36 protein-coding genes and 1 tRNA gene are annotated in these 23,284 nt (G+C 66.8%); 10 read left to right on the top strand and 27 right to left on the bottom strand.

Features of this window, described 5'->3' with window-relative positions; translation table 11 throughout:
- Window position 1: 1 nt before the first annotated feature.
- From D1409_RS02320 to D1409_RS25515, 25 genes are all read right to left on the bottom strand, one after another.
- The gene (locus tag D1409_RS02320) at window positions 2–499 is read right to left on the bottom strand and encodes an uL15m family ribosomal protein (protein ID WP_123533637.1); all 498 of its coding nucleotides are present in this window, start codon (window positions 497–499) and stop codon (window positions 2–4) included.
- Window positions 496–960: a 50S ribosomal protein L30 gene (rpmD, locus tag D1409_RS02315; protein WP_123533635.1), complete on the bottom strand. Its 465-nt coding sequence runs from the start codon at window positions 958–960 to the stop codon at window positions 496–498. The genes D1409_RS02320 and rpmD overlap by 4 nt, the downstream gene beginning before the upstream one ends.
- Window positions 960–1,592, bottom strand: a complete 633-nt coding sequence (locus D1409_RS02310) for a 30S ribosomal protein S5 (protein WP_006884824.1) — start codon at window positions 1,590–1,592, stop codon at window positions 960–962. Before D1409_RS02310 ends, rpmD begins: the two co-directional genes overlap by 1 nt.
- Window positions 1,589–2,149 (bottom strand): 50S ribosomal protein L18, encoded by a 561-nt coding sequence (locus D1409_RS02305; RefSeq protein ID WP_123533633.1) that lies wholly within the window; start codon window positions 2,147–2,149, stop codon window positions 1,589–1,591. Before D1409_RS02305 ends, D1409_RS02310 begins: the two co-directional genes overlap by 4 nt.
- Window positions 2,149–2,586, bottom strand: a complete 438-nt coding sequence (locus tag D1409_RS02300; RefSeq protein WP_123533632.1) for a 50S ribosomal protein L19e — start codon at window positions 2,584–2,586, stop codon at window positions 2,149–2,151. The genes D1409_RS02305 and D1409_RS02300 overlap by 1 nt, the downstream gene beginning before the upstream one ends.
- Window positions 2,579–3,301: a 50S ribosomal protein L32e gene (locus D1409_RS02295; RefSeq protein ID WP_123533630.1), complete on the bottom strand. Its 723-nt coding sequence runs from the start codon at window positions 3,299–3,301 to the stop codon at window positions 2,579–2,581. The genes D1409_RS02300 and D1409_RS02295 overlap by 8 nt, the downstream gene beginning before the upstream one ends.
- Entirely contained in the window at window positions 3,301–3,837 is a 537-nt protein-coding gene (locus D1409_RS02290) for a 50S ribosomal protein L6 (protein ID WP_123533628.1), read from the bottom strand. The genes D1409_RS02295 and D1409_RS02290 overlap by 1 nt, the downstream gene beginning before the upstream one ends.
- A 2-nt stretch (window positions 3,838–3,839) precedes the next feature.
- The gene (locus D1409_RS02285) at window positions 3,840–4,232 is read right to left on the bottom strand and encodes a 30S ribosomal protein S8 (RefSeq protein ID WP_123533626.1); all 393 of its coding nucleotides are present in this window, start codon (window positions 4,230–4,232) and stop codon (window positions 3,840–3,842) included.
- Entirely contained in the window at window positions 4,229–4,411 is a 183-nt protein-coding gene (locus tag D1409_RS02280) for a 30S ribosomal protein S14 (RefSeq protein ID WP_123533624.1), read from the bottom strand. The genes D1409_RS02285 and D1409_RS02280 overlap by 4 nt, the downstream gene beginning before the upstream one ends.
- Complete coding sequence (locus tag D1409_RS02275; RefSeq protein WP_123533622.1) at window positions 4,408–4,941, bottom strand: 50S ribosomal protein L5; 534 nt, start codon at window positions 4,939–4,941, stop codon at window positions 4,408–4,410. The genes D1409_RS02280 and D1409_RS02275 overlap by 4 nt, the downstream gene beginning before the upstream one ends.
- The gene (locus D1409_RS02270) at window positions 4,938–5,705 is read right to left on the bottom strand and encodes a 30S ribosomal protein S4e (protein ID WP_123533620.1); all 768 of its coding nucleotides are present in this window, start codon (window positions 5,703–5,705) and stop codon (window positions 4,938–4,940) included. The genes D1409_RS02275 and D1409_RS02270 overlap by 4 nt, the downstream gene beginning before the upstream one ends.
- The gene (gene rplX, locus D1409_RS02265; protein WP_123533618.1) at window positions 5,702–6,064 is read right to left on the bottom strand and encodes a 50S ribosomal protein L24; all 363 of its coding nucleotides are present in this window, start codon (window positions 6,062–6,064) and stop codon (window positions 5,702–5,704) included. Before rplX ends, D1409_RS02270 begins: the two co-directional genes overlap by 4 nt.
- Window positions 6,061–6,459 (bottom strand): 50S ribosomal protein L14, encoded by a 399-nt coding sequence (locus tag D1409_RS02260; RefSeq protein ID WP_123533616.1) that lies wholly within the window; start codon window positions 6,457–6,459, stop codon window positions 6,061–6,063. Before D1409_RS02260 ends, rplX begins: the two co-directional genes overlap by 4 nt.
- Window positions 6,459–6,785 (bottom strand): 30S ribosomal protein S17, encoded by a 327-nt coding sequence (locus D1409_RS02255; RefSeq protein ID WP_123533614.1) that lies wholly within the window; start codon window positions 6,783–6,785, stop codon window positions 6,459–6,461. The genes D1409_RS02260 and D1409_RS02255 overlap by 1 nt, the downstream gene beginning before the upstream one ends.
- Window positions 6,776–7,063 carry a ribonuclease P protein component 1 gene (locus D1409_RS02250; protein WP_123534793.1) on the bottom strand — a complete coding sequence of 96 codons (288 nt, stop codon included), beginning with the start codon at window positions 7,061–7,063 and terminating at the stop codon, window positions 6,776–6,778. Before D1409_RS02250 ends, D1409_RS02255 begins: the two co-directional genes overlap by 10 nt.
- On the bottom strand, window positions 7,063–7,278 hold the full coding sequence (gene rpmC / locus D1409_RS02245) for a 50S ribosomal protein L29 (protein ID WP_123533612.1): 216 nt from the start codon (window positions 7,276–7,278) through the stop codon (window positions 7,063–7,065). The genes D1409_RS02250 and rpmC overlap by 1 nt, the downstream gene beginning before the upstream one ends.
- Window positions 7,275–8,255: a 30S ribosomal protein S3 gene (locus D1409_RS02240; RefSeq protein ID WP_123533610.1), complete on the bottom strand. Its 981-nt coding sequence runs from the start codon at window positions 8,253–8,255 to the stop codon at window positions 7,275–7,277. The genes rpmC and D1409_RS02240 overlap by 4 nt, the downstream gene beginning before the upstream one ends.
- Complete coding sequence (locus tag D1409_RS02235) at window positions 8,255–8,716, bottom strand: 50S ribosomal protein L22 (RefSeq protein ID WP_123533608.1); 462 nt, start codon at window positions 8,714–8,716, stop codon at window positions 8,255–8,257. The genes D1409_RS02240 and D1409_RS02235 overlap by 1 nt, the downstream gene beginning before the upstream one ends.
- 1 nt (window position 8,717) lies before the next feature.
- Entirely contained in the window at window positions 8,718–9,140 is a 423-nt protein-coding gene (locus D1409_RS02230) for a 30S ribosomal protein S19 (protein WP_123533606.1), read from the bottom strand.
- The gene (locus D1409_RS02225) at window positions 9,140–9,859 is read right to left on the bottom strand and encodes a 50S ribosomal protein L2 (protein WP_123533605.1); all 720 of its coding nucleotides are present in this window, start codon (window positions 9,857–9,859) and stop codon (window positions 9,140–9,142) included. The genes D1409_RS02230 and D1409_RS02225 overlap by 1 nt, the downstream gene beginning before the upstream one ends.
- A gap of 2 nt (window positions 9,860–9,861) precedes the next feature.
- Window positions 9,862–10,116 (bottom strand): 50S ribosomal protein L23, encoded by a 255-nt coding sequence (locus D1409_RS02220; RefSeq protein WP_123533603.1) that lies wholly within the window; start codon window positions 10,114–10,116, stop codon window positions 9,862–9,864.
- Window positions 10,113–10,856, bottom strand: coding sequence for a 50S ribosomal protein L4 (gene rpl4p, locus D1409_RS02215; RefSeq protein ID WP_123533600.1), 744 nt, complete (start codon window positions 10,854–10,856; stop codon window positions 10,113–10,115). Before rpl4p ends, D1409_RS02220 begins: the two co-directional genes overlap by 4 nt.
- A 3-nt stretch (window positions 10,857–10,859) precedes the next feature.
- The gene (gene rpl3p, locus D1409_RS02210) at window positions 10,860–11,909 is read right to left on the bottom strand and encodes a 50S ribosomal protein L3 (protein WP_123533598.1); all 1,050 of its coding nucleotides are present in this window, start codon (window positions 11,907–11,909) and stop codon (window positions 10,860–10,862) included.
- A gap of 5 nt (window positions 11,910–11,914) precedes the next feature.
- Window positions 11,915–12,820, bottom strand: coding sequence for a putative RNA uridine N3 methyltransferase (locus D1409_RS02205; RefSeq protein WP_123533596.1), 906 nt, complete (start codon window positions 12,818–12,820; stop codon window positions 11,915–11,917).
- Window positions 12,821–13,058: 238 nt separating this feature from the next.
- Window positions 13,059–13,181: a hypothetical protein gene (locus D1409_RS25515; RefSeq protein WP_268895803.1), complete on the bottom strand. Its 123-nt coding sequence runs from the start codon at window positions 13,179–13,181 to the stop codon at window positions 13,059–13,061.
- 321 nt (window positions 13,182–13,502) lie between these two features.
- On the opposite strand from D1409_RS25515, the gene D1409_RS02200 reads away from it, so the two are divergent.
- A tRNA-Gly gene (locus D1409_RS02200) sits at window positions 13,503–13,573 on the top strand.
- Window positions 13,574–14,111: 538 nt separating this feature from the next.
- Window positions 14,112–14,429, top strand: coding sequence for a hypothetical protein (locus D1409_RS02195; protein WP_123533594.1), 318 nt, complete (start codon window positions 14,112–14,114; stop codon window positions 14,427–14,429).
- A gap of 89 nt (window positions 14,430–14,518) precedes the next feature.
- Here the strand turns inward: D1409_RS02195 and D1409_RS24245 are convergent, their stop codons facing one another.
- On the bottom strand, window positions 14,519–14,674 hold the full coding sequence (locus D1409_RS24245) for a hypothetical protein (protein ID WP_164471535.1): 156 nt from the start codon (window positions 14,672–14,674) through the stop codon (window positions 14,519–14,521).
- A 323-nt stretch (window positions 14,675–14,997) separates the two neighbouring features.
- Between D1409_RS24245 and D1409_RS02190 the strand changes: the two genes are divergently transcribed.
- Complete coding sequence (locus tag D1409_RS02190; protein WP_123533591.1) at window positions 14,998–15,981, top strand: Gfo/Idh/MocA family protein; 984 nt, start codon at window positions 14,998–15,000, stop codon at window positions 15,979–15,981.
- A 22-nt stretch (window positions 15,982–16,003) separates the two neighbouring features.
- Here the strand turns inward: D1409_RS02190 and D1409_RS02185 are convergent, their stop codons facing one another.
- Window positions 16,004–16,672 carry a DUF4013 domain-containing protein gene (locus D1409_RS02185; protein ID WP_123533589.1) on the bottom strand — a complete coding sequence of 223 codons (669 nt, stop codon included), beginning with the start codon at window positions 16,670–16,672 and terminating at the stop codon, window positions 16,004–16,006.
- A 236-nt stretch (window positions 16,673–16,908) separates the two neighbouring features.
- Here D1409_RS02185 and D1409_RS02180 point away from each other — a divergent pair, with 236 nt between their 5' ends.
- The 7 genes from D1409_RS02180 (at window position 16,909) to mch (ending at window position 23,283) form a co-directional block, all read left to right on the top strand.
- The gene (locus D1409_RS02180) at window positions 16,909–18,273 is read left to right on the top strand and encodes an ABC transporter substrate-binding protein (protein WP_123533587.1); all 1,365 of its coding nucleotides are present in this window, start codon (window positions 16,909–16,911) and stop codon (window positions 18,271–18,273) included.
- Window positions 18,274–18,287: 14 nt separating this feature from the next.
- On the top strand, window positions 18,288–19,373 hold the full coding sequence (locus D1409_RS02175; RefSeq protein WP_164471534.1) for a carbohydrate ABC transporter permease: 1,086 nt from the start codon (window positions 18,288–18,290) through the stop codon (window positions 19,371–19,373).
- On the top strand, window positions 19,370–20,344 hold the full coding sequence (locus D1409_RS02170; RefSeq protein ID WP_123533585.1) for a carbohydrate ABC transporter permease: 975 nt from the start codon (window positions 19,370–19,372) through the stop codon (window positions 20,342–20,344). Before D1409_RS02175 ends, D1409_RS02170 begins: the two co-directional genes overlap by 4 nt.
- A gap of 60 nt (window positions 20,345–20,404) precedes the next feature.
- Entirely contained in the window at window positions 20,405–21,550 is a 1,146-nt protein-coding gene (locus D1409_RS02165; protein WP_123533583.1) for an ABC transporter ATP-binding protein, read from the top strand.
- Window positions 21,551–21,626: 76 nt separating this feature from the next.
- A complete protein-coding gene (locus tag D1409_RS02160) occupies window positions 21,627–21,944 on the top strand; it encodes an MTH1187 family thiamine-binding protein (protein WP_123533581.1) in 318 nt (105 codons plus the stop codon).
- A 129-nt stretch (window positions 21,945–22,073) separates the two neighbouring features.
- Complete coding sequence (locus D1409_RS02155; RefSeq protein WP_123533579.1) at window positions 22,074–22,298, top strand: hypothetical protein; 225 nt, start codon at window positions 22,074–22,076, stop codon at window positions 22,296–22,298.
- Between the two features lie 52 nt (window positions 22,299–22,350).
- Window positions 22,351–23,283, top strand: coding sequence for a methenyltetrahydromethanopterin cyclohydrolase (gene mch / locus D1409_RS02150; protein WP_123533577.1), 933 nt, complete (start codon window positions 22,351–22,353; stop codon window positions 23,281–23,283).
- Window position 23,284: the final 1 nt, after the last annotated feature.

Here is a 23,284-nt window from a genome sequence, read left to right as displayed (position 1 = left end):
TTTATGAGTCGTCTTCTTCGTCAGGTGTATCCTTGTCGGTTTCCTCGGCGCGCTCCTGACCGGCCTCGGTCAGTTCGACCGAGCCGCCGGCGTCGGCGACCTTCTCCTCGGCCGCCTCGGAGAAGTCGTCGGCCACCAGGTGCAGCTCGTTGCGCACCTGACCGCCGCCGAGCACCTTCACGACGTCGACCTCGTGACCGTCCTCGACCACGTCGCGCGCGTCGATGCGGAAGCCGTCGCCTTCCTCCTCGGCGAGGCCGTCGGCCGCCAGCAGCGCGGCGTCCTCGTCGAGCGTACGGACCTCGACGGTCTCGACGTCGTCCTGCACGTCGTCGGGTCGCTCGAACCCGTGTTTGTCCCACGGGCCGTGGTTGTGCATCTCGTGTTTGCGGCTGCCGGCGTTGCCGCGCCCGCCGCGATGGCCGGCGCCGCGGCGGTTCTTGTGGGAGCCGCCGCCGTGCGTTCGCGAGCCGCGCTGTCGTTTCTTCTTGGAAGTCATCGCATGGCCTCCAGGAGGTCGTCCATCGAATCGGTGTCGTGTCGACCGAGTTCGCCACCCTCCTTGGTGGGGTGTTTGATACCGTCGTGACCGCCCCGCGGCGGGTGCAGGCGCAGCGTCGGCGCCAGCCCCTGCTCGGAGAGGGTCGTCTCCTCGTCGACGATCGCTTCGGCCAGTTCCTCGACGCTCATGTAGTCGGTGTTGGCAACGACCCACGAGTCGTCGATGTCGGCCTCGCCTTCCGCGGGCTCGCCGCGACGCTCGATGAGCATCGCGACCGTCTCGACGCTGGGCTCGCCGAAGGCCACGTAGTCGTTGACCTTCGTGATCATGCCACGGTAGGTGTCCGTCTCGGGGACGAACGTCGCGTGGTTCACGTGGTGGACGTTGAGCATCTCCAGCGTGTCCCGAATGTCCGTGTTCATGTTGACCTCACCGCGCAGTTGCACGAGCACTTGCATCACTCGATCACCTCTCGCTTCTCCCAGGTCTCCTGGGGGACGCGAGCTTCTGCGGTGTTCTGGAGCGCGTTGAACGTCGCTTTCGCGAAGTTCACCGTCGTGCGCGTGTTGCCCGACGAGCGCGTCCAGATGTCCTCGATACCGGCGAGTTCGAGGACGTGCCGGACGGTCTCTCCGCCCGCCAGTCCGAGCCCGCGCGGCGCGGGCTGGAGCTCGACCTCGACGCTGCCGGCCTTGCCGGTCGTCCGGAGCGCGACGGTGTGGGCGCGCCCACAGCCACACTCCCAGGACCCGCAGCCCCGCGAGACGTCGATCAGGTTGAGCTTCGCGACCTCGATGGCCTTCTGAATTGCCCCGCCGACCTGGTCGTCGCGTCCCTCCGCGTAGCCGACGAGGCCGTCGCGGTTGCCCACGACGACCACGCAGCGGAACTTGACGCGCCGACCGGAGTCGGTCATGCGCTGGACCATGTTGATGTCCAGCACCTCGTCCTCCAGCCCGGGGACGAGCTGGTCGACGATTTCCGGTTCCTTGAGCGGCAGACCGGAGTTGAGGGCGTCCTGCATCGAGTCGATCTCGCCCTCGGCGACCGCGTGGCCGAGCCGCGTCCGCGGCTCCCAGCCGCTGCTCATAGTTCGTCAGCCTCCAGTAGTTGTTCTCGCATGTCGTCGAAGTGGTCCGGTAGGTCTGTTGCGTCGAACTCCCCGCCGTACAGCCCATCGTCGAGCTGCTCGGCGTACTCGGCGATGTGCTCGCCGCGCGTGCGCGACCAGTCCGCGAGTACGCTGTCGTTGTGGGGGATCTCGAGTCCGGCGTCGATTGCGCCTTCCTGTACTGCGAATACTTTGCTACCCGGCGTCGGTGAGTTGAGGCCGATGTCGAGGACGGCCTCGTCGAGACCGGCCGCCTTCGCACGCAGCCCCGCGAGGATCCCGGTCAGGTAGGCCGCGGGCATGTTGCCCGTCGGGCCCTCCCAGCCGTGGTCCTCGAGGTCGCTGGAGTGTGCGCTCGCGACCGTCTCGTCGCCGTTCGTCCCGGTCGTGACCAGCTGCGCCGTGACGTGCTTGTTGCTCTTGCGAGCGACCAAGCGCGGTTTACCGGATTTCAGCAGGCGCAACCTCTGATGGTAATCGGTTCGGGCCTCACGGCGACGCCGCATCGGCACCGTGTATCGTGGTCCTGTCGCCATTAGTTGTCCTCCAAAGTTCGTTCGATGTCCGCGACGCTGTCGAACTCCCCACCGCTCGCGCGGTCGTAGAGGTCGCGGTATCGCGACTTCGAGATCTCGCCCGAGTCGCGCAGCTCGCGGAGCTTGTTCCGCTGTGCGCGGATCTTCGACTGCCACTGCTCCTTCTCGTTCTCACGCCCGCCGGCCGTCCCCTTCCGGGACCCCTGTCCCTTCTGGTGGCCGTAGGCCTGCTTCTTCTGGCGCTCTCGCGCACGACCGCGCGAGTTGCCCTTGGGCTTCTCGGCGCGGATGGCGCCTTCGTCGACGAGCTGGCGGATGTCTTCGCGCGTGATCGCGTCCGCGAGCTCGCCCTGCCGTTCGGGGTCGAGCCAGATCTTGTTCTCCCCGACGTCGAGGACGTCGGAGGCCATTCGCTTCTGTGCGCTCAGGTCAGTCATCTACTTCGGCCTCCTCGTAGGTGGGGTTGAGCACGCGGATCTGTCGGTCCTCGGCCTCGTCCTCGATGCGCTCGCGCTTGCGACCGCCGACTTTCGAGGCGATTCGGACGGCTTCCGTGTCCGCGTCCACGTCCTCGAGGTCGTCGAGGTTGTGCACGCGCACTTCCTCGAAGCCCGAGGGGTGCAGGCCGCGGACCGCCTTCGGCGAGCGGAAGCCCGCCTGGACGGTCGCGCCCTTGCCCTTGATACCGATCCGCTGTTTCGAGAGCGTCCCGCGCGGCTTGCGCCACGACGTGGAGACGCGTTTCTTCTTGTGGTGGTCCTGCCGGTTGAACTGCGGCGTGCTCGTGTTCGCTCGCGTGTTGAGCAGCCGCTCGGTGTTCTCGTCGAGGTCCGGCTCGATGTCGACGTCGATGCGCGGTCGCATCTCCGTCTCCACGTCCTCGGCCGGCTCCTCGTCCTCGACGGCGTCCGGCTCGTCCTCTTCGACTTCGGCCTCGGTCTCCTCGGCGACCTCGAGGCCACCGACGTCGGCCTTGATACGGGCCGCCAGTGCGTTGCCCACCACGTCGGCGAGCTCCTCCTGACTGGCACCGCGGACGTCGTCGATGGTCTCGTAGCCGGCGTCTTCGAGGTCGTCCGAACGGGACGGACCGACGCCGCTGATGTCGGTCAGCTCCTCGAACTCTTCGGTGTCTTGGTTGTCGTCTGCCATCAGGCGTCACCTCGGGTCGGCTTCTGTGTGATGTAGACCCCGTCCTGGAAGACGCGAACGTCCTTGTCCGTGACGCGGGTCAGCTGTTCGATGTCCGCGGCGGTCTGGCCGACGGCTTCGACGTCGGGCCCGCGCAGCGTGACCGTCTCCTCGGAGACCTGCACTTCGGTGTCGCCGTGGATGTCGGTGCGTCGCGGCGCGCGCTCGCCGAGGAAGTTCTCGATGACGACTTCCTCGCCCTCGACGTCGACCTGCATCGGGAAGTGAGAGTAGAAGACTTCCATCTCGTACTCCCAGCCCTCCGTCACGCCGTGGAACATGTTCCGAACGTGACTCTCGAAGGTACCCAGCGTCGACATCGTCTTCGCGTCGTCCTCGTCGCTCTCGATGACCACCTGGTCACCGTCGACCGACACGGACACGTCGGGGTACCAGAGCCGCCGGGTGACGCTCCCGTTGGACCCCTCGACTGTGAGTTCGAGGTGGTCCATCTCGGCGCGTACCTCGTCTGGAATTTCGAGTTCTGTGCGTGGCATTGTTAGTAGACGTAGGCGATGATCTGGCCACCGATGCCCTCGTCGCGGGCCTCGTAGTGGCTCATGATCCCGTGGCTGGTCGTGACGACGAGCGTCCCGTAGTCACGGGCGGGGAGGTATCGCTTCTCCCACTTCTCGAACTCGTCGGCGCCCGCCGAATAGCGGGGCAGGACCGGGCCACAATCGTTGATCGCTCCTTTCAGCTCGACCTCGAACTGACCGGCTTTGCCGTCGTCGACGAAGGTGAACCCGTCGATGTACCCGCGGTCGTAGAAGACCTCGAGTACGCTGCCGATCTCGTTCGAGGCGGGTGATACCTCGTGGTCGAGATGCCCGACGCTCTCGGCGTTGTCGATGCCCGACAGCGCGTTGGCGAGTGGGTCGTTTCCTGTCATGAATACTTCCTGAAGCCCATGCTTCGGGAGATCTCCCGGAAGCACTGTCGACACAGCCAGATGTCGTACTTGCCGACCAGTCCCTGCTCGCGACCGCACCGCTGGCAGGACTCGAGCTGGCCGGTCCGCTTTGCAACCTGCTCGCCTGTTTTCTCGGGCTCTGATTCGCTCTCGCTCATTCGCTGACCTCCACGTCGAACGCCCCCTCGACGAACGCGACCGCGTCGTCGACCGTGAGTCGATGACTCGTCGGGATCTGCCGGGACGCCTTGTCTCGTTTGGACACGCGGTACCCCGGTCGGACCAGGTTGACCGTCACGTCCAGCCCGTAGATGCCGGTGTTCGGGTCGTACTCCTGGCTCGGGAAGTCGGTGTGCTCCTCGACACCGAAGCTGAAGTTGCCGGTGTCGTCGAACTGCGACCGACTCAGGTCCGCGAGCTCCAGCGCCGTCTCGATGAACTCGTGGGCGTCGTCGTCGCGAAGGGTGACCTTCGCGCCGATCGGGTCGCCCTGGCGGAGGCCGAACTCGCCGACCGTCGTCTGCGCCTGCGTGCGGACCGGCTGCTGGCCCGCGACGTCCGCGAGGATCTCCTCCGCGTCCGCGAGCTCGCGGCCGCCTTCGCCGACGCCCATGTGGACGACGACCTTCTCGACGCGCGGTTCGCGCATCTCGTGGAAGTCCGAGCCGGAGTCGGTCTCCGAGCTCATTCCTCGTCACCTCCCTCGTCGACGCCGGCCGACGCCTCGTCGGTCACGTCTTCGGGGGCCTCGTCGTCGTCGCCCGTGAAGTTCTCGTCGATGACGACGACGTAGCTCTCGATGGTCTCGAAGCCCTCGCCGTCGTCCTGCTCGACGATCACGTTGTTCTCTGCACTGCCGGGCGTGATCTGGATGGTCTCGACCGTGCCGACCTCTCCCGCGTGGGAGCCGTCGACTGCCGTGACCAGCGCGCCCTCCTCGTACTCGAAGTGGGCGACGATCTCGCCGTCGTCGTTGGAGACGACGACCGAGTCGCCACCGTCGTAGGGCGCGCCCTCGTCGACGAGCAGCGTCTGCCCGTCGTGGAGCGTCAGCTGCACGTCGCCGCCGGGGACGTGCTGTTTGTTCACGATCTTGCCGAGCGCGGAGTCCGCCGCGTCCTCGTCGAGCGGGGTCAGGGCGAGTCGGCCGCCCTGGCCCGGGAAGACGCGGTAGTACTCGTCTCGCTCGACGAACGCCAGGATGTCGAACATCCCGACCGGACGCTCCTCGTCGGAGACCGCCTTGCCGTTGATCAGGACGCTGTCCTGGTTGAGGGCGTAGCGGGCCTCCTTGCGGGAGTCCGCGTAGCCGAGCACGTCCCGGAGGACGATGAGCAGGGGAACCCCCGCCTCGCCGTGGGGACCGGCGTCGGCCTTGACGGTGAACGTCTCGGTCTTGCGCTCGATCGGCCAGCTGTTCGGCACCGAGAGTCGTTTCTGATGCTTCGTCATGCGCTGTCCTCCTCGGATTCGAGACGCTCCTCGCGCAGGTCGTCCTCGAGGTTCAGGTCGGTGACGCGCAGGTTCGAGGCGTCGACCGGACGGGGAACTTCCTCGCCGTCGGCCGCCTCGACCGTCACGTCCTCGACGCGGACCGTCGTCTCCGACAGGTCGACGTCGATGACCTCGCCGGTCTCGCCGGCGAAGTCGCCGCGCAGCACCTCGACCGTGTCGCCTTCGTTGACACGGACGTTGCGCTGGTCGTACTCGTCTCGCAGGTCGTCCGCGAGCGTGGCACGAACCTTCGCGTGGCGCTCGTGGAGCGCCGCGGAAGCGTCGTCGTTTCGCTGTTTGCGTGGTTGCTTGCTCATACTATCATCGTCGCCGTCGAGGCGACCGATCCGAATCGCTCCGCGACTTCGCGGGCGATGGGTCCTTTCAGTTCGGTCCCGCGGGGGTCCTCGTTGTCGTCGACGACGACCGCCGCGTTGTCCTCGAACTTCACGCGGGTGCCGTCCGGGCGGCGGATCGGCTTGCGCTGGCGAACGACGACCGCTTCCAGCACCTGCCGCCGCATCTCCGGGGTCCCTTTCGTGACCGAGACGGTGATCTTGTCACCGATACCCGCCTTCGGGTGGCGGTTCTTCACTCCCGAGTAGCCTGCGATGGAGATGACCTTGAGCTCGCGTGCGCCCGTGTTGTCCGCACACGTGATCAGCGAGCCCTTCTCCAGACCCTGCGTGACGTCTGCTTTCATCGCCTCCATCAGTCGTCACCTCCGTCACCGGAAACGACAACGTGGCTTTTCGTCTTCGAGAGCGGTCGACACTCTGCAATCGTGACAGTATCGCCTTCGGCGAGGTCGAGACACTCGGGTGCGTGGGCCGGAACACGGCTCCGCCGTTTCATCAGGCGGTCGTATTTCGGCACCGGCACGTCGTACTCTCGCTCGACGACGACGGTCTTGTCCATGTCAGTCGACGCGACTGTGCCTTCGAGGGTCTGCCCGCGGACACTCAGCGTGCCGTGGAACGGGCAGTTCTCGTCGTCACAGGCCGCGTCGGGTTCCTGTACGTTTAGTCCTAGCGCCATTTGCTATCACCAGATTTCTCCGTTCTGCGTGCAGGCCGGGCGACCAGCCTGCGTCCTTCGACGGTCACGACCTCCCCGCTGGAAAGCGTGAACTCGAAGGTCGTCCCCTCCTTGGGGACGTGTCTGACCCGATCCGCTCCCTGCAGTCCGAGGGTCTTCGTCGTCTCGGTGACGACGCAGCCCTCGATACCGAGCAGGTCGGGGTTGGCGCCCGCTCGAACGCGGGCGTCCAGTCCGACCAGTTCGTGTCGCGGGAGCGTCTCGGGTGTCAGCGGCATCACTCAGACTCCTCGAGGTCGCCTTCTTCCCGCTGGATCGTCTTGATCCGCGCGATGGCCTTGCGGAGCTCCTTGATGCGACCCGGGTTCTCCGGGGCGCCACCGGCCGCCTTCACCGCGCGGTCGTTCAGGAGTTCGGTCTCGAGCTCTTCGAGTTCCGCCTCGCGTTCGGGCGGCGTCATGTCGCGGATCTCCTCGGTGTAGAGGACGGTCATTCGTCGTCACCCTCCTCTTCGTCCGCGTCGGCGTCGGCCTCGGATTCCTCGTCGGCCGCGTCGGCCTTCGAGTCCTCGTCCGCCTCCTCCATCTCGTCCATGAGCTCCTCGGCTTCCGCCTCGGTCTCCTCGTCGAGTTCCTCGTCGACGGCCTCGTCGAGGTCTTCGAGTTCGTCCTCGATCTCCTCGCTCTCGGGCACGTCCACGTCGTCTTCCTCTTCGACGACTTCTTCGACGACTTCCTCGTCGACCTCGGCGTCTTCGGCCGACTCCTCGTCGGACTCCGATTCGGCCTCGGCGGCCTCGCCGTCCTCGGGCTCGCCTTCGAGGAGTTCCTCGACGGACTCGTCGCTGACGTCGGCGACGTAATCCTCGACTTCCATGTCCTCGTAGACCTCGAAGTCGTCGGGGAGTTCGGCCTCGGGCGGGATGATCTTGACCTGCACCCCGATGGTGCCGAGCTTCATGACCGCGGTACCGATACCGTGGTCGACGATCTCCTCGGCCGGTTCGCCGTTGTGCTTGATGTACCCGCGGTTGAACTTCTCGACGCGCGAGCGCGCACCCGTGACCTTCCCGGAGAGGACGATCTCGGCGCCCTTCGCGCCGGACTCCATGATCCGGTCGATCGTGGTGTGGCCCGCCTTGCGGAAGTACCAGCCACGCTCGAGCGCGTTGGCCAGTCGGTCGGCGACGATCCGGGCGTTGAGGTCCGGCTCGTCGACTTCCTGGACGTCGACCTGCGGGTCCTCGAGGTTGAACCGCTCCTCGAGCTCCGTCGTGATCTTGCGGATGTTCTTCCCGCCCTTGCCGATGACCATACCGGGTTTCTCGGCTTTCAGGACGATCTGCGTGCCCATCGGGGTCTTGGCGACTTCCATGCCGCCGTAGCCCGCACGGCCCAGTTCGTCGCCGAAGAACTCGTCGATCTGGGTCCGCTGGAGGCCGTCCTCGATGAACTGCTGTTCGTCGGCCATTACTCCTCGACCTCCTCGAGGATGAGTTCGACGTCGACCTGCGGCGTGTTCCAGGGGCTCGCACGACCCATCGCGCGGGGCTTGCGACCCTGCTGTTCGCCGACCTTGTGGGCGGCGACGTGCTTGATCTGCATCGCCTCGCCCTCGAAGCCCTGCTCGTCCGCGTTACCGACTGCGTTCTCGAGCAGGTCGAGGAAGCCCTTGCTGGCCTTCTCCGGGTAGCGGCCGGCGTCCCAGCCGTCGATGTCGTTTCGATGACCGACGCCCGAGTTGTGCTGGCGGAACGGCACCGACTGCTCCTCGTCGATGACCGCCTGCAGGTAGTCGACGGCCTCGCCGGCCGTCTTCCCCTTGATCTCGCGGGCGATGGCCTTGCTGTGCTTGTGGCTCATCTGACGCTCCCGAAGCATCGCTTTCGCCGTGGTCTCCGGGTCTGCGTCGACTGAGTAGCTGATTCCCATGTTATTTGAGCGGTACGAACTTCGAGGAGCGCGTGGCCCCGATACCGGCCTGGCCGTGTTCGACCGACGTGCGTGTCAGCTGGAACTCGCCCAGGTAGTGACCGAGCATCTCCGGCTCGACCGCGACGCGCTCGAAGCTCTGACCGGTGTAGACGGCGAACGTGATCCCGACCATCTCCGGGACGATCGGCATGTCCCGCAGGTGCGTCCGGATCGGGTCGTTGGCCGTCTCCTCCTCGTCTGCTTCGCGCGCCTCGTCGAGCAGCTTCTGCTTCTCGACCGAGAGCCCGCGCTTGATACTTCGCCGCTGTCGAGCGGGGAGCAGTTCCGCGACGTCCTCCAGGCTCATGTCCTGCAGCTCGTCGAGCGTGTGACCACGGTAGGTGAACTCACCTTCGTGGCCGATCTGGTATTCCGAACTCATTAGTTACCACCTCGGCCCGTACGGCGCGAGGAGATGTCCCCGACCTTCCGGCCCGGCGGAGCGTTCCGCGAGACGGATTTCGGTTTGCCGGGGTGCTGGCGCCCACCGCCACCGAAGGGGTGGTCGACAGCGTTCATCGCGACACCACGAACGGTCGGGTACTTGGACCCTCGCGCTTTCATCTTGTGGTGCATGTTGCCGGCCTTGACCATCGGCTTCTCCGTGCGGCCACCGCCGGCCACCACGCCGATCGTCGCCCGGCACTCGGGGTCGAGACGCTTCATCTCGCCCGAGGGCAGCTTCACGACCGCGACCTTGCGGTCGTGGGTGAGCAGCTGGGCGTTGACACCGGACGCGCGGGCGAACTTCCCGCCGTCGCCGGGGTTGGCCTCGACGTTGCACACCGGGATCCCTTCCGGGATCTCCGCGAGCGGGAGCGTGTTCCCGGGCGCGATCTCTGCGCTGACGCCGACCTGGATGCGGTCGCCGACGCCCACGCCCTCGGGGGCGAGGACGAGGCGCTGGTCGCCGTCCTCGAACTCGATGGCCGCGATCGGCGCCGAGCGGGCCGGGTCGTGTTCGATGTCCACGACGGTCCCGTCGATCACGTCGCCGTCTTCGACCTTCCGGTGCGAGAGCTCTGCCTTGTAACGGTGCGACGGCGCTCGGAACGTCGATGTCCCGCGACCGCGCCGTTGTCCCTGAATTCGTCGTCCCATCGTTAGAACACCCCGATCCTCGAGGCCACGTCCTCGGCCTCGTCGTCTTCGGAGAGTTTGACGTACGCCTTCTTCTCGCCGTTCGGCTTGACCTGCGTCGTCACGTCGACGACGGTCACGTCGAACTGCTCGGAGACGGCGTCGGCGATCTCCGGCTTGCTCGCGTCACCGGCGACGACGAACTGGAGCTTGTTCTGGAAGTCCAGGTCGTCCATCGCCTTCTCCGTCATCGTCGGGTGCTTGATGATCGAGTTCATCGATCGGACACCTCCTCGACGGCGGACTCGGTCCAGACCGTGAGGCGACCGGCTTCGCCGCCGGGCGCCAGGTCCTCCGCGTTGACCTCGCGTGCGGTCGTCACGTCGGCGCCCGCGAGGTTGCGGGCTGCCTTCGACGGCTCCTCGCTCGTCACGAAGAGCACGGAGGTGGCGCGGTTGTACTTCCGACCGCGGGTCGTCCCGCGACCGGCGCGAACCGTCGCCTCCTCGGCGCGTTCGACGTCGTCGTCGATGCCGAGCGTCTCCAGCACGTCGACGACCTCCTGGGTCTTCACGAGGTCCTCGAAGTCGTCGGAGACGACCAGCGGGAGCACGACGTCGTCCGCGAACTCGTGGCCGCGCTCGCGCACGACCTCCTCGTCCGTCGTGGCCGCGATGGCCGAGCGGACGGCGAGCTTCTTCTCTTTCGTGTTGAGGTCGAGCCCGCGGTCCTTCTCCGCTTTCGGCGGGTGCGCACGGCGACCGCCGACGGTCTGCGGGACGCGCGCGCCCTGGCCGTTCTCCCGGGGGACGTGAGCCATGCCGCGGCCACTGCCCTGGGACTCGGCGGGCGTGCGGAGCCCCGCGTAGTCGTCGCTACCGTAGTCCTGCTTGCGGTTGGCCTGCGCGGCGACGACGGCCCGCCGGACGACGTCCGGTCGGTACTCCGTCTCGAAGACGTCGGGGAGGTCGATGCCCCCGGCGTCGTCGCCGTCCAGGTCGAGTACTGTTGTTTCCATGCGTTAGTCCTCCTGTGATGTCGCGGCACGCCCGCGACCGCCCTGGTTGGACTGGTTCGAGACGTAGCGAACCTCGGGGTCCAGACGGGGCTGGTCACCGGGTCGGACGGCCGGCCGGAGGCGCACGACGCGCTGGTCCGGGCCGGGCACCGAGCCCTTGACGAGCGTGTACGGCCCGTCGACCTCGCCGTAGTTGACGAAGCCGCCCTCGACGGTCGGCTCCGACCCCTCGCCGATGTCGATGAGTCGCTTGTTCAGTTCGGTGCGCTGGTGGTAGCCGGTCTGCCCCTGCTGGGGGACCGTCGAGCGCACACGCGAGGGGTTCCACGGACCGAGGTTCCCGATGCGGCGGCGCCAGCCCTGGCGGGCGTGTTTGCCTTTCCGCTTCTGGACGCCCCAGCGCTTGACGGGACCCTGCGTCCCTTTCCCCTTGGTGACCGCGGCCACGTCGGCGTACTCGCCGGCGCGGAACACGTCGGTCATCGAGTGCTCGCCGCCGTCGGCGACGAGGTCGAGCCCGAAGTCGAGGCGCTCGCCGAGCGAGCCGCCGCCGACCCGGGTCTCCATGACGTCGGGTTTCTTGCGCGGGACGCCGGGGACGTCGCTCGGGACGGTGTGCGTGATGACGCGCACGTCTCCGAGGTCGCCGGCGTCGTGTGCTTCGCGGATCTGTTCCTCTGCGGCGTCAGCGTCGTGCTCCTCCGGGACGTCGAGGGCGCGGTCGAGCTCCCCGTGGAACTCGTCGGCCCACACTTCCGTGAGGGGACGCTGGCCGTACGGCGTGTCTTCGTAGGCTCGGAGTGCGACCGCGCGCATCGGCGGCGTCTCGACGACCGTCACCGGGACGGTCGTCTCCATCCCCTCTCGGGGGGAGTCGGGCTCGTCGTTGATCAGCACGACGTGTGTCATGCCGGCCTTGTATCCGGCGAAGCCCTGGAGACCCGGCTGGCCCTCGTCGTCGGGCCACGTGTTGAAGCGCGGAGTCTCACTAGCCGCTCGCGTACGCGGGCCGAAGCCCAGCGAGCCTTTGCGTGGTCTGTGCTTTCCTGGCATTTGTCTTACCTCGTCAGCCTGAGGGGAGCGAGCGTGGCGAACACCGCTTCTTCCGTTCGCACGACCTCGCTTCCCTGGTCTGGAACCGTATTCAGCCAGAGGTCGAACCTTTCGTCGCCTGTCTCCGCCGCGACGGTGTTCGGGTCCTCGTCGAGGATAGCGGGCAGCCCCCGCTCCGGCGCGCCGAACGCCACCGTCAGGTGGTCGTCGTCGGCCGCCTCGTCGAGGGGTGCGTCAGTGTCGTCGGATCCGCCCGCCCCGTCGCCGCCATCTGTCCCGCCACGAAGCCGTTCGACCAGCTGGTCGAGCTTCGTGACGGTCAGCTCCTCGCCGTAGCGAGAGGCTGCGATGGTCAGCCCGGCGTCGGGCCGCGCGAGTGCGTCGTGTAGGTTCGCGGCGTCGACGACGAACCCTGCCGCGGGCTCGTCGACGAGTTTCGCCCGAACCGGTCGTCGCGAAGAGACCCTGACGGAGACGCGCTCCCCCTCACCCACCTCCATATCGGAAGGGACGGGGAGGGAGACTGGGTGTTGCAGGCCGCAATTGACCCGTACGCGTCCATCAGCACCGACCTCGGTCACGATTCCCTGTCTTAACGACCCCGATTCGTCAGAACCGGAGCCGGTCCGTGAACGGACGCGGAGCGCCGGCAGGACCCCAGCGTACTCCAGTTCGTCCCGCCTGTCCCATACCTCCTTTCGGAGGTAGGGGGGTGTGGCGGCGTACTGCAACACCGTTTTGACGAACCCGGCACCTCTCTTTTCGACCCCGTCTGGGTCGTCGTAGACCGTCAGGCGGTCCACCCGGAAGACCGTGGCCGCGCGGGCCACGTAACCGATCTTGCGAGTCGCCTCGCGTTTGTCCTCGGCTTCCCGGGTGAGGGATGCCGGCACGAGCACACTGGTGGTCATGCCGTGACGCTTCCACGCCGCGCCACTAGACTGTAGCGATACATCCCCAGCCCACCCTTAAAAAAAGCGCGCTTCACACGCGCGGAGGAGAGGCCTTCACATGGCCATCGTTCACACATACACCGTCCGAAGCGACGTGATACTCGCGGGTAGGTTTCCAGCTGGTACCCGGACACCGACACCGCTCGCGCGCGAAGCGGTCGACGGTACTCGGGATCGCGGGCGGACGCACCGATCGTCAGTCGTGAGACGGGATCGGTTCGTCACAGACCGGGCAGGCACCGCGGCCCTCTCCGGCGTCGAGTTTGTTCGGCTGGCCGGTCCATCCACAGACGGGACACATGATCGGGTCGCCGGGCATATCGCGTACGACTGCCGCCCGCCAGCCGGAAAATAGTGGTGACCACGATGCCGCCCCCGCACGCGGGTCTCGCGCACGAGTCCGCGGAGTCCTTCGTCACCGACCGGGTCCTGATCAGGAACGGACGGTCGTCGAGTACTGGGGCTGGGCGTTTCGGTCGAGCCGAGGGGGTGGGACGTGATAGCGATCGGCGAATCAAATCGACAGGGGGCGCGGTCGTCACGGCCGCCCCTTCGACTGTTTCGGAAGTCTTTTATCCCTTTCCGCCAGTCGATATTACTGTAGGCGCGCCGGTGACCCCGGCAGGCGCCGAGCGAGCATGCGACGGTGGTGTAGTGGTATCACAGGACCCTGCCACGGTCCTAACGCGAGTTCAAATCTCGCCCGTCGCACTTTTCCACAACTCGACGACGCGGAGTCTCGTCTCCGCGTCACACCGAGTTGTGGTAAATTCGCTCCGAGATTTGAAGTAGACCGAGGTTCTGCGCCGGAGGCGCAGGTTCTCGGGCGTGGTTCAAATCTCGCCCGTCGCACTTCTTCCGCGAACTACTCCGCGAGCGACCGCGTTGCGTGTCGCTCGCTACCGTGAGCGGATGTGTGCGGGAGAGAGATTTGAAGAATGCCAGTCGCGCGCAGCGAACGGAGTGAGCGAGCACGTCTGGACGTAGTTCAAATCTCGCCCGTCGCACTTTTCCACAACTCGACGACGCGGAGTCTCGTCTCCGCGTCACACCGAGTTGTGGCAAATTCGCTCCGAGATTCGAAGTAGACCGAGGTTCTGCGCCGGAGGCGCAGGTTCTCGGGCGTAGTTCAAATCTCGCCCGTCGCACTTCTTCCGCGATTCGACTCCGAGGGCTCACCGAACGCTCGATCCGGCACGACGCATGGCCGACAGACATATTCGGGCCGTGAGTGTAGTGTCGGCTCAGTGTGAGGGTAGCAGCGAAGCAGGTCTACGCCGTCGGCTTCGGTCTGGGACTGATCGGGAGTCTCGCGGTCGTGGCCGGACTGGTACTCGGCGGGTCAGCAGCCTTCGGAGTGGGTGCACTCGGTGCGACGTTCACCTTCGCCCTCGGCCTCGTCCGTCTCTCCGACAGGGAGGATTTCGACCGGGCCCATTCGCTGGCGTATCGCGTCGCCAACCTGGGCGGTGCGGTGTTCGTGGTCGCGCTCGGTCTCCTGATGCTCGCGATAGGGATCACGACTCTCGTCGCGTTCGGTGACGGCTCGGTCGGCGTGTTCGGCTAACCGATCGTGAATAGAAATCGCGAGTCGACGGTCCGATGACTTTCCTCGCCGTGGCGCTACCCGGAATCACGAACCGGGGGGTGGGTGATTCAGTCCGCGTTCTGTCGGAGCTCGCGTTTGCGGTCCTCGATGGCGCCTTCGATAGCTGCCCGCATGTCGATGCCGTTGGCCTGTTTCAGCGCCGTCTCGAGCTTCGAGAGCGTGTCGTCTTCGTCGCAGGGGAGCGAGTCGGGTCGGTCGGTCATATCCTACCGCAGTCTGAGACGCCGCCTTAACATTTCGGTCTGGAAATCGGAACTGAGAATCGGGCAACTAGCCTGCAGAGAATCGACAGTCACGGTCGTTCAAGAGGGTCCAGCACTATCCAACGGAAACTCTCCCGGTCGGGAGTTCGCTATCGTGAGCCGATGCCGACGGGCGCGTCGCGCGTACCAGCGTCGGTCGCTGATCCTCGGACAGGTCAGTACTACCCATGCCGGTGCGCTGGTATGTCATAGTATAGCATCGTCGAGGCCGACCGGACAGACGGGCCGCGGTCTTTACGGCCGCTCCGTACGTCGACTCGGCTATGCGATTCGGAATTATCAGTACGGCGAATATCGGCGCCGAGTCGGTCGTCCCGGCCATCGTCGCGAGCGACCACGAGGTCGCGGCCGTCGCCTCGCGTGACGGCGCGGCCGCCGAGGCTCTCGCCGACCGGTTCGAGGTCGACGCCGCCTACGAGGGGTACGAGTCGATGCTCGCCGACGACAGTCTCGACGCCGTGTACATCCCGCTTCCCAACGGCCTCCACGCCGAGTGGATCCGCGCTGCGGCCGACGCGGGACTGCACGTCCTCTGCGAGAAGCCCCTCACCGGGAGCGCCGCGGAGACGGAGGCGGTCTTCGACTACTGCGAGGAGCGCGGCGTCACCCTGATGGAAGCGTTCATGTACCGCTTCCACCCGCTGACCGAGCGCGCCGCCGAGGTCGTCGACGAGGAACTCGGCGACGTACGCGCGGTCACGTCGACGTTCACGTTCAGGATGGCCGACGGCGCCGAGGACATCCGCCTCGACCCCGACCTCGACGGCGGGTCCGTGCTCGACGTGGGCACCTACGCCGTCAGCGCCGCGCGCATGTTCCTCGGGGAGCCCGCTCGCGTGTACGCGCGAACACACGACGGACGCGATTGCGGCGTCGACACGGAGATGGCGGGCGTCCTCGAGTACGATTCGGGCGCGAGCGCTCGCGTCCAGTGCGGCTTCGAGACGCCGCTGACGCAGTACTACCGCGTCGAGACGACCGACGGCTGGCTCCGCGCCGAACCGACCTTCGACGTGGACGTCGCCGGCGAGACCTCACTGACCTACGGCGTCGACGGCCGCGAGGTCACCGAGACGTTCGCCCCGGCGGACCACTACCGACTGGAGGTCGAGCACTTCGCGGACTGCGTCGCGAGCGGCGAGACGCCGCGGATCGACCGCGAGGAGAGCGTGAACCACGCACGCGTCCTCGACGCGGTGTTCGAGAGCGCGGAGGCCGGCGAGCCGGTTCGCGTCGCCGACGACTGACCGGGCGACCCGGAGCGTTCGGTCACCGCGCTCGCGCGACGCCGACGGCGCGGCCCCAGAGGTGACAGGCCACCACGGAGCCGTACGCGAGGACGAGCGCGGCGACGACGGGCCCGACGCGGGGGGCGGCGGCGACGAGGTTCGCGACTGAAATGCTCATCGACATCGCCACCGCGCCGGCCGTCCAGCGAGTGAAGTACGCGGCGTGTTTCCCGACCGGGACGACCCGACTGCGCGCGAAGGCGCTGCGGAGCGGACGGTCGCTCGCGGCCTCCGCGAGCGCGATAGGGAGCAGGTAGGCGCCCAGCAGCGAGAGGACGAGCACGGCCGTCGACCCGCCGTAGACCGCGAGCGCGCCGACGAACTCCAGGTCGGCGGAGGCGTTCGACGAGACGGCGCCGTAGATAGTCACCGCCAGGGCGAGGAATGGGACGACGAGATAGCCCAGAGAGACGACCACGGCGGCGACGCTGTCGCGGGCCAGCCCCCGCAGGTCGTCCCCCAGCGGCGGCGCGGGTTCGCCCCGCTCACTCGCGCCGACGACGCGAACGAGATAGCCGAGGAACGGCACTGCGGGCACGACCGGCACGATGAAAGCGAGCATCCCGAGTATCCAGCCGACGACGACGGGCCGTTCGCCGCTCTCGCCACCGAACGGGTACCCGACGGCGCCGTAACGGTCGACGTCCATCTGCTTCGACTGTCACCATCCACTCACGTATGCACTCCGGTCGCCGCCGGCCGGCGCCGAAACGGCGGACTCGTCACTGCGATCGTACAATTTTCTGGCAGCTCGTTAGTTCTCAAACTCCGAACAGATAGGCCCCTTATCCCGCCAGTTTTGCGCATTCAACGATAATATTATATCGTTATATACACTACCATTAAATGTTTCCGCTGCATACGAGCGGGCATGGAGTCTAAATCATGACTCGGAACCGAAGAAGTATTTCTCGACGACGGTTCGTCCAGGCCGGAACAGTGGCGGCGACGCTCGGTATCGCCGGGTGTTCGGGCAACGGTGACGGAGACGGCGGCGACGGCGGCGACGGCGGCGACGGCGGCGACGGCGGCGATGGTAGTGACGGCAGTGACGGTGGCGACGGCGGCAGCACCCCCGCAGGGCCCGTCGAAGTCGTCCACGGCTGGACCGGCGGCGACGGACAGGCCGCCGGGCAGAACCTCCTCGAGGCGTTCGAGGGAGCGTACGACGGGACCGAGGTCGACTGGAACCCGGTCGGCGGCGGCGCGAACACCAACCTGAACGCGGTCGTCGCGAACCGACTGCAGAACAACGACCCGCCGGGCGTGTTCGCCAACTGGCCGGGCAAGTGGATGACCCGCTACGAGGGCGTGCTCGGCAACGTCGACGACGTCTGGGAGGAGGAAGGCTTCGAGGACGCCCACGTGCAGGAGGCACAGGACCTCCACACGCAGAACGGCGCCTATCGAGGCGTGCCGGTCGGTTCCCACCGGCTGAACTGCCTGTTCTACAACGTCTCCGTGGTCGAGGAGGCCGGCGTCGACCCGGACTCGCTGAACAGCATCAGCGCGTTCATCGACGCCCTCGACACCGTCTCGACCGAGACGGACAAGGTCCCGTTCACCCACCTCATGAGCGGGCCGTGGGCGACCGTGCAGCTGTTCGGCGAGATGTACCTCGGCGAACACGGCTACGACGCCTACATGAGCTTCATCGACGGGTCGCCCGACCGCGACAGCGTGGTCTCGACCTTCGAGAACATGCAGACGATCCTGGAGAACTACATCAGCGACGACGCCTCCTCGATCGACCTGACGGCCTCCAACAGCAACATCATCAGCGGCGACGCGGCCTTCATCCACCAGGGTAACTGGGCGGCCGGCGCGTTCCGCAACGCCGACGACTTCGAGTACGACGAGGACTGGGGCTTCAAGACGTTCCCCGGCACGGAGGGCATGTACTCGCTGCACTTCGACTCGTTCCTCTACCCGTCGGACAACCCGACGCCCGAGGCGTCGAAGAACTGGCTGCGCTTCGTCGGCAGCGAGGAGGGGCAGATCGCCTTCAACACGCTCAAGGGGTCCATCCCGACGCGGACGGACGTCGACATGAGCGAGTTCGGTCCCTACCTCCAGGAGACCCAGCAGGACTTCGCCGACGCCGAGGAGCGGCCGCCGAACCTCTACCACGGCCTGGGCGTGTTCGACGAGACGCAGTCCGCGCTCGAGGAAGTCGTCTCCAGCGAGTTCTCCGGACCGTACGACCCCGAGGCGGCCGCCGACGGGTTCGTCGACGCGGTCTCTAACTAACAGGACGACTCCGCATGCGGGATATTTTATCGACACTGATACCACGACTCGGTCGGAGCGGCACAGATAGCGACCGATCGGACGCAGAGACGTCCGAGCGACCGGCGAGCGACCGGTCGGTCGACGGAGACGTGTCAGCGGGCGACCCGGCGGTGCGAGCGGACGGCGGCGTCACCGACCAGCGTCGGTCCACTCCGGGCCGAGTGATCGACGCCGTCGACGACCGGTTCGGCAGCGACTTCGTCGAGTCGCTCCCGTTCTGGGGCCCGCCGTTCCTCCTGATGGGGCTGTTCGTCTACGGCGCCATCGTCTGGAACCTGCTCATCTCGCTGACCGACTTCACGAACTTCGGCAGCCCGGACTACAGCGACCTCGACTTCGAGATGTACACCCGCGCCCTCTCGGACTCGGGCGTCATCTCGGCGACGGCGAACACGTTCATCCTCACGATCGCCTTCACGGTCGCGACGCTCGTCGTCGGACTCTGTCTCGCGATCCTGATAGACCGGGGCATCCGCTTCGAGAACACGTTCCGGACGATCTACCTGCTCCCGATGAGCCTCTCGTTCGTCGTGACGGCGCAGTTCTGGCTGTGGATGTACAACGTCAACAACGGCATCCTCAACATCGCGATCGGGGTGTTCGGAGCCGGTCCGATCGACTGGATCGGCAACCCCTCGGTCGTGCTGTGGGCGGTCGTCCTCGCCCTGCTGTGGCAGTTCTCGGGGTACGCGATGGTCGTCTACCTCGCGGGACTGCGGGCGATCCCGACCGAGCACTACGAGGCCGCGCAGGTCGACGGCGCGTCGACACTGAAGATGTACTGGCGAGTGATCATCCCGCAGCTCAAGGGCGCGACCATCAGCGCGGCGGTCGTCCTGATGGTGTTCGCGCTCAAGGCGTTCGACTTCCTCTACTCGCTCGTGTCGGGGTACCGACCGCCCAACGGCGCGGACATCCTCGCGACGAAGATGGTCCGCGAGTCCTACGGGAACCTCAACTGGGCCTACGGCGCCGCGATCGCGATCATCCTCTTCGCGCTGGCGCTCGCCATCATCGGCCCGTACCTCGTCTACGAGTACCGGAGGGGACATCTATGAGTGACACGTCTACCCCAGCGACAGACGGCGAACTGGACGGCTCTGACGACGCCCGAGCAGCCGACCGACCGGGCGCGCTCGAACGGATCGACGCGTCACGGGTCGCACTCTACGGGTTCCTGATCGGGCTGCTCGCGGTGTACATGGTCCCGATCGAGTCCGGGCTGGTCACCTCGATCAAGACGAGTCCGACCGGCGTCAGCGAGACGCTCCCGTACATGCCGCCGCTCCTCCCGGAGACGCTCCAGTTCTTCACGACCGAGAAGTGGCAGACGGCGTTCGACGCCCTGAGTCGCGGCCTCGTGAGCAGCGCGCTCTACGCCGTGCCGGCGACCATCATCTCGGCGTTCGCCGGGAGTCTGGCCGCCTACGGGCTGACGCAGGCGACCTGGAAGGAACGGTACAAGGCGCCGATACTGGCGCTGTTCGTCGCGGGGATCTTCATCCCGCTGCAGGCGGTGCTGGTGCCGCTGTCGCAGTTCTGGTCGAACATCGTCAACGTGGCCGACCTGCTGGGGTTCGTCTGGGCGCTCGGGATCAACGACGACTACGCGGGCATCGTCGAGATGATCGTCACGCACGTCGCCTACGGGATCCCGATCTGTACGGTGCTGTTCCGGTCGTACTACAAGAACATGAGCGAGGAGATGATCGAGTCGGCGCGACTCGACGGCGCGACGATGCGCGGGGTGTACCGCCGCATCGTCCTCCCGCTGTCGACGCCGATGTTCGCGGTCGTCCTCATCTACCAGTTCACGCAGATCTGGAACGACCTGCTGTTCGCGCTCATCCTCATCTCCTCGTCGGCCAGCCCCGCCGCGCCCGTGGTGTTGATACTCGCGGGCCTCGGACAGTCGATGGAGGGGCAGGACTTCCCGCTCAGGATGGCGGGAGCGTTCATCGCCGCACTGCCGACACTGGCCGTCTACGTCGCGTTCGGCGAGGAGTTCGCCGAGGGGGTGGCGTCGTGATGCCACCCCTCGGCTCGGCCGGCACAGCACGCGAATCCACGACCGAACGGAGGACATGATATGGCTCAACTCGAACTAGACGATCTGACGAAGGTATTCCAGGACGGCAAGGACGAGATTGTCGCGGTCGACGGCGTGTCGATCGACATCCCGGACGGCGAGTTCCTCGTCGTCGTCGGGCCGTCGGGCTGTGGGAAGTCGACGACCCTGCGGATGGTCGCCGGCCTCGAGACGGTGACCAGCGGGCAGATCCGGCTCGACGACCACGTCATCAACGACGTGAAGCCCCAGGACCGGGACATCGCGATGGTGTTCCAGTCCTACGCGCTGTACCCCCACATGACGGTCCACGACAACATGGCGTTCGGGCTGGAGGAGTCGACCGACATGCCCGACAGCGAGATCGCCGAGCGCGTCGAGGAGGCCGCGACGATGATGGGTATCGACAACCTGCTCGACCGGAAGCCGGGCGAACTCTCCGGCGGCCAGCAACAGCGTGTCGCGCTCGGTCGCGCGATCGTCCGCGACCCCGAGGTGTTCCTGATGGACGAACCGCTCAGCAACCTCGACGCGAAGCTCCGCTCGCAGATGCGGACGGAGCTCCAGCGCATCCAGGAGGACCTGGGCGTGACGACGATGTACGTCACCCACGACCAGACGGAGGCGATGACGATGGGCGACCGGATCGCCATCCTCGACGGCGGGGTGCTCCAGCAGGTCGCCACGCCGCTGGAGTGTTACCACGAGCCCAACAACCAGTTCGTCGCCGGGTTCATCGGCGAGCCGTCGATGAACTTCCTCGACGTCGACAACGAGAACGGCACCCTCGTCCGCGAGGGGTTCGAGTACCCGCTCGCGCCGGAGATCGCCGACCGCGTCGCCGGCCGAGACGAGGTCGTCCTCGGTATCCGACCGGGCGCCGTCGAGGTCGAGCACACCTCGGCGGGCGACCACCGGTTCGACGCGACCGTCGACGTCGTCGAGCCGATGGGCGACGAGAACACCGTCTACCTGCTGTTCGACGCGTGGAGCGACGACAACGCGCTCGTCGCGACCGTCAGTGGGATGCGACAGATCGAGAGCGGCGAGTCCGTCGTCGCGCACATCCCCGAGGACGCGATCCACATCTTCGACGGGGAGACCGGCGAAGCGCTCCACAACCGCACGCTCGTCGACGAGGAAGTCGCGGACGTCACCGGCGACTGACGTCCCTCGAGCGCATCTCCACCGCGGACGGAGACGCGCCGCAGGGCTTAGGTCGCCGCCCGTCGTGGGTTCGACTATGACAGTCATCGGATTTCTCAGCGTCGCACCGGTCATCGAGGGGAGCATGGCCGAAGCGGTCGCGAAGGCCGTCGCCGCGCTCGACGAGTTCGACGTGGGCTACGAGACGACGCCGATGGGGACGATCATCGAAGCCGACGACTCCGCGGAGCTGTTCGCGGCGGCCGGGGCGGCCCACGATGCCGTCGACGCCGACCGCGTGAGCACGTTCCTGAAGGTCGACGACAAGCGGACTGTCGAGCAGTCCGCCAACGAGAAGGTCGAGGCCGTCGAGGAACAGCTCGGACGCGAGGCGAAGCGTGAACGATCAGAGTAGCGTCGCTGTTCCCGGCCTGACCGGCCGCGGCCCGACCGGTCCCAGTCCGTCCAGCCGCAGCCCAACCGGTCCCGCTCCGTCCGACCGCGACCGGGGGTTCTTCACTGCAGGCGCTCGCGAGTGTCGGATATGGTAGTGCTGTGGCGGCTCGTCGCCGGTAGTATCGCAGTCGTGCTGGGCCTCGCGTGGGTGATCGCGCCGACACGGATGTCACGACTTCAGAACAGAGTGCTGTACTTCGGGTTCTCCGACGACGACTACGAGGGGACCGAGGGCCAACAGCTCATCGGTCGGATCTCCGGGGCGGTCCTCGCGGTGTTAGGGGTGGCGGTCGCGCTCGGGATCACGCTGTGAGCCGGCGGCGTCGAACCGAAGATGCAAGTCCCGCGGACGAGCACGTCTGCGTATGGAGAGTCTCAACCGGACCGCGACGGACCTGGTCGACGAAGCCCTGGACTTCGCCGACGAGCTGAACGTCGCCGTCCACCAGCTCGACAGCGAGGCGCTGGTCGTCGACTTCGGCGTCGACGTCCCCGGCGGCGTCGAAGCGGGACTGATGCTCGCGGAGATACAGACGGCGGGCCTGGCGACCGTCCAGACCCGGATGGACGAGGTCGGCGGCGCACCGCTGGCACACGTCGAACTGTCGACGGACCACCCGGCGATGGCCCTGCTCTGCTCGCAGAAGGCGGGCTGGGAGCTGAGCGTCGACGGCTTCGAAGGGCTCGGCAGCGGACCGGCCCGCTCGCTCGTCGCCGAGGAGGAGGAGTTCCAGCGGGTCGGCTACCGCGACGACTTCGAGTTCGCCGTCCTCACCGTCGAGAGCGACGAAGTGCCCGGCGACGCCGTGGTCGAACACGTCGCCGAGGTGGCCGGCGTCGCCGAGAGCGGCGTCTTCCTCCAGGCGTTCTCGACGGCGAGCCTCACCGGGAGCGTCGCGATGGCCGCCCGCGCGGCCGAACTCGCCACGTTCCGGCTGTCGGAACTGGGCTACGACCCGCTCGATATCCTGTCGGTCACCGGGTCGGCGCCGGTCGCGCCGGTCGCCGGCGACGAGGAGACCGCCATCGCCCGGACGAACGACGCGCTGGCCTACGGCGGGCAGGCCCACCTCGTCGTCGACGAACCGTTCGACCGCTTCGACGAGGTGCCCTCGACGGCGACCGCCGAGTACGACGCCCCGTTCGCCGAGATATTCGACGACGCCGACTGGGACTTCTACGACGTGCCCGAGTCGGTGTTCGCGCCCGCACAGGTCACCATCGACGTGATGGGCGGCGACACGCACGTTCTCGGCGACGTGAACGAGGACCGCCTCGTCGAGAGCTTCGGCCTCTAGA

The sequence above is a fragment of the Halosimplex salinum genome (genome assembly GCF_003730195.1).
Lineage (GTDB): Archaea > Halobacteriota > Halobacteria > Halobacteriales > Haloarculaceae > Halosimplex > Halosimplex salinum.
The sequence above is the reverse complement of the archived record's forward strand: the minus strand, read 5'-3'. Positions and strand labels throughout refer to the sequence as shown.